Below are 3,940 nucleotides of genomic sequence, written 5' to 3' on the forward strand. Positions count from 1 at the left end.
GCACCACGAACGCGGGCCCACCCGTGGCGAGGTCCTCGAGCCCGGCCTCGGACCCCTCCTGCCCGGCCCCCAGCGGGAGCAGCACGATCATGGATGCGACGACCCCGGCGACCATCACGGCCGGGATCTGCCACAGCAGGTGTACCGGTGACCGCTCGGGCGCGCGGAGCCCCACATCGGCCCAGCGCAACCCGCGTCGGCGGAGCAGGTGCACCCACACCGCGACCAGCGCCGCCACCGCCGTGCCGCCGAGCACCACGAGAGCGAGCAGGGCGGTGTCGGGCGGCGGGCTACCGACGGTGCTCGCGACGAGGAGTCCGAGGAGGACGACGACGACGAGTCCGACCACATACCCCACAACCCAGGCCAACGCCGAGAGCGCCGCCCGACCACGGACCGGTGTGGTCCAGAGTCCGGCGGCGCGGGCGGGCGGTGGGGTGATTACCGCAGCTCCTCGATCACGACAGGGCCTCGGCCACCCGGTACGGGGCCGCCGTGGCGGCGGCGACCTGATCGAGGGTCACCCCGTCGACCAGCTCGATCAGGGTGAGCCCGTCGGAGTCGCGGTCGAAGACCCCGAGTTCGGTGATGATCCGGTCCACGCACCCCAGACCGGTGAGCGGGAGGGAGATCTCCGGGACGATCTTCGACGAGCCGTTCTTGGCCAGCTGGTCCATCACCACGACGATGCGGCGGGCGCCCACCACGAGGTCCATCGCGCCGCCCATGCCCTTGACCATGGCCCCGGGCACCATCCAGTTGGCGATGTCGCCGGCCGGGTTGACCTCCATGGCGCCGAGTATCGCCACGTCGATCTTCCCCGAGCGGATCATGCCGAAGCTCATGGCCGAGTCGAAGATCGACGAGCCGGGCAGCGTGGTGACGGTCTCCTTGCCGGCGTTGATCAGGTCCGGGTCGACATCGTCCGGATGCGGGTACGGCCCGATCCCCAGCAGGCCGTTCTCCGACTGCAGGGTGACGTTGACGTCCTCAGGTACGTAGTTGGGTACCAGCGTCGGCAGACCGATCCCCAGGTTGACGTACTGGCCGTCCGAGAGCTCGAGGGCCGCGCGGGCGGCCATGGCCTTGCGGTCGCGACCGAGCCGGGCGGGCGTGCTGGAGGTGCTCATCAGCGCTGTCCTTCCGAAGGCGGGTTGGTGGTGGTCTTCTCGATCCACTTGGTCTGCTCCACCTGCTGCGGGGTGAGTTCGACCAGACGGTGCACGAAGATGCCGGGCAGGTGGATGTCGTCCGGGGCCAGTTCTCCGACCTCGACGATCTCCTCGGCCTCGACGATGCACACCCGACCGGCCATGGCGGCCAGCGGCGAGAAATTGCGGGCGGTGAGGTTGAACCTCAGGTTGCCGCTGCGGTCCGCGACCGCGGCCCGCACGAGCGAGAAGTCGGCCTCGATGGCCTGCTCGAGCACGTAGGTCTCGCCCCGGATCTCCCGGGTCTCCTTGGGCGGGGAGGCCAGCGCGACCCCGCCCTCGGAGTCGTACTTCCACGGCATCCCGCCATCGGCCACGTAGGTCCCCACGCCGGTGCGCGTGTAGAACGCCCCGATCCCGGAGCCGCCGGCACGCATCCGCTCGGCGAGGGTGCCCTGCGGCGTCAGCTCGACCTCGAGCTCACCAGACAGGTACTGCCGCGCGAACTCCTTGTTCTCGCCGACGTACGACGAGACGATGCGTCGCAGTTTGCCGGTCTCCAGGAGCATGCCGAGGCCCTTGCCGTCGACCCCGGCGTTGTTGGAGAAGACCTCGAAGTCCCCGACGTCGCGGGCCGCGAGTGCCTCGATGACGACCTGCGGGATCCCGCAGAGGCCGAAACCGCCGGCGGCGATCGACGCCCCGTCCGGGATGTCCGCGACGGCCTGCTCCGCGGTCATGATCTTGCTGGACATACTCGTCCTCCTTGAATGTGGGCGGTCAGGCGATGCCGAGGATCTCGATCGCCGTCTTGCGCATGTCGACCTTGCGGACCTTCCCGGTGACGGTCATGGGGAACTCGTCCACCACGTGGACGTACCTGGGGATCTTGTGACGGGCCAGCTTGCCGGTCGCGAAGTCCCGGACCTCCTCGGCGGTCAGGTCGTCGCGTCCGGGCTTCAGCCGGATCCACGCCATCAGTTCCTCACCGTACTTCGGATCCGGGACCCCGATCACCTGGGCGTCGAGGATGTCGGGATGGGTGTAGAGGAACTCCTCGACCTCACGCGGGTAGATGTTCTCGCCCCCGCGGATCACCATGTCCTTGATACGGCCGGTGATCCGCACGTAGCCGTCGGCGTCCATCTCCCCGATGTCCCCGGTGTGCATCCACCCGTCGGCGTCGAGCGCCTCTGCTGTCTTCTCCGGCTCGTTCCAGTACCCGATCATCACGCTGTAGCCCTTGGTGCAGAACTCCCCCGCCTCGCCGCGCGGCAGGGTCTCACCCGTCTCCGGGTCGATGATCTTAATCTCGAGGTGCTGACCGACCCGCCCCACGGTGGTGACGCGGCGATCCAGCGAGTCGTCGGCCCGGGTCTGTGTGGACACCGGGGAGGTCTCGGTCATGCCGTAGCAGATCGAGACCTCCTCCATGTTCATCCGGTCGATCACCTGACGCATGGTCGCCTCCGGACAGGGTGAGCCCGCCATGATGCCGGTCCGCAGGGAGGACAGGTCGTAGGAGTCGAAGTCCTCGAGCGCGAGCTCGGCGATGAACATCGTCGGCACGCCGTACAGGCTCGTGCACTTCTCCTGCGCCACCGCCCGCAACGAGGCCGCGGGGTCGAACGCCGGCGCGGGGATCACCATGCACGACCCGTGGGTGGTGCACGCGAGGTTGCCCATCACCATGCCGAAGCAGTGGTAGAAGGGCACCGGGATGCATACCCGGTCCACCTCGGAGTAGTTGATGGTCTCACCCACGAAGAACCCGTTGTTGAGGATGTTGGTGTGGGAGAGCGTGGCGCCCTTGGGGAAACCGGTCGTGCCCGAGGTGTACTGGATGTTGATGGGGTCGCCGGCGCCGAGACCGGCGCGGATCCCGGCCAGCTCGTCGGCGTCGGTGGGCCCCGACATCATGGACTCCCACTCCTCGTCGCCGAACAGCACCACCACCTCCAGGTCCGGGCAGCTCGGCTGGACCTGCGAGAGCATGCCGGTGTAGTCCGAGTCCTTGAACTGGGGCGCCGCGACCACGGCCTTGATCCCGGCCTGCTTGAGCACGTACTCCAGCTCGTGGACGCGGTAGGAGGGGTTGATGTTGACCAGCACCGCCCCGATCTCGGCGGTGGCGTACTGGATCATCACCCACTCCCAGCGGTTGGGGGACCAGATCCCCACACGGTCGCCGGTCCGGATCCCGAGCCGGAGCAGGCCCGAGGCAAGGCGACGGACGTCGGCGTGGAACTCCGTGTAGGTCCACCGGAGTCCGGCCTGCACGTCGACGAGGGCGTCGCGGTCGCCGAAGCGCTCGACCGTGGCGGCCAGGTTGTCGGCGATCGTCTGCGTGAGCAGCGGGACGTCGGTGTCCCCACGGGTGTGGGAGAGTGCGGGGTCCAGTGGGGTGGAATCGAGATCGGTGGTGGTCATCTCGGTACTCCTTGGCGGTCTGTCGGGTGGGGGGTCTCAGGTGGCGGAGGCCGCGGCGCGACGCATCGTGGCTTCGGCCTGTCGGAAGACGGGGCCGTCGACCATGCGGCCGTCCAGCCGGAAGACGCCCTGGTTGCTCCGGGCGGCGTCGAGGACCTTCCGGGCCCAGGCCACCTCGTCGTCGTCGGGCGCGTAGGCCTGTCGGACCACCGCCACCTGGGACGGGTGGATGCAGGCCGTGGCCACGAACCCCAGGGCGACGGCGTCGAGCGCCTCGGCGCGCTGACCGGCCTCGTCGGCGATGTCGAGGTGGACCGAGTCCACCGCCCACCGACCGAACGCGGCCGCCGCGAGCGCGA

Annotated in this window: 4 protein-coding genes and 1 pseudogene; all 5 read right to left on the reverse strand. The window is 69.1% G+C overall.

The genetic code is table 11. From position 1 onward, the window contains the following. A pseudogene (locus G6026_RS17615) lies at positions 1-349 on the reverse strand (CPBP family intramembrane glutamate endopeptidase); the annotation flags it as partial. A 109-nt stretch (positions 350-458) separates the two neighbouring features. Further along, entirely contained in the window at positions 459-1,130 is a 672-nt protein-coding gene (locus tag G6026_RS15005; RefSeq protein WP_107756977.1) for a 3-oxoacid CoA-transferase subunit B, read from the reverse strand. Then, positions 1,130-1,906, reverse strand: a complete 777-nt coding sequence (locus tag G6026_RS15010) for a CoA transferase subunit A (protein WP_017836284.1) — start codon at positions 1,904-1,906, stop codon at positions 1,130-1,132. The genes G6026_RS15005 and G6026_RS15010 overlap by 1 nt, the downstream gene beginning before the upstream one ends. 25 nt (positions 1,907-1,931) lie before the next feature. Continuing rightward, positions 1,932-3,581 carry an AMP-binding protein gene (locus tag G6026_RS15015; protein ID WP_107756978.1) on the reverse strand — a complete coding sequence of 550 codons (1,650 nt, stop codon included), beginning with the start codon at positions 3,579-3,581 and terminating at the stop codon, positions 1,932-1,934. 36 nt (positions 3,582-3,617) lie between these two features. Continuing rightward, on the reverse strand, positions 3,618-3,940 hold a 323-nt coding region (locus tag G6026_RS15020; RefSeq protein WP_182613644.1), incomplete at its 5' end, for an HpcH/HpaI aldolase/citrate lyase family protein.

The organism is Dietzia sp. DQ11-38-2 (assembly GCF_014145055.1).
Classification (GTDB): Bacteria; Actinomycetota; Actinomycetes; order Mycobacteriales; family Mycobacteriaceae; genus Dietzia.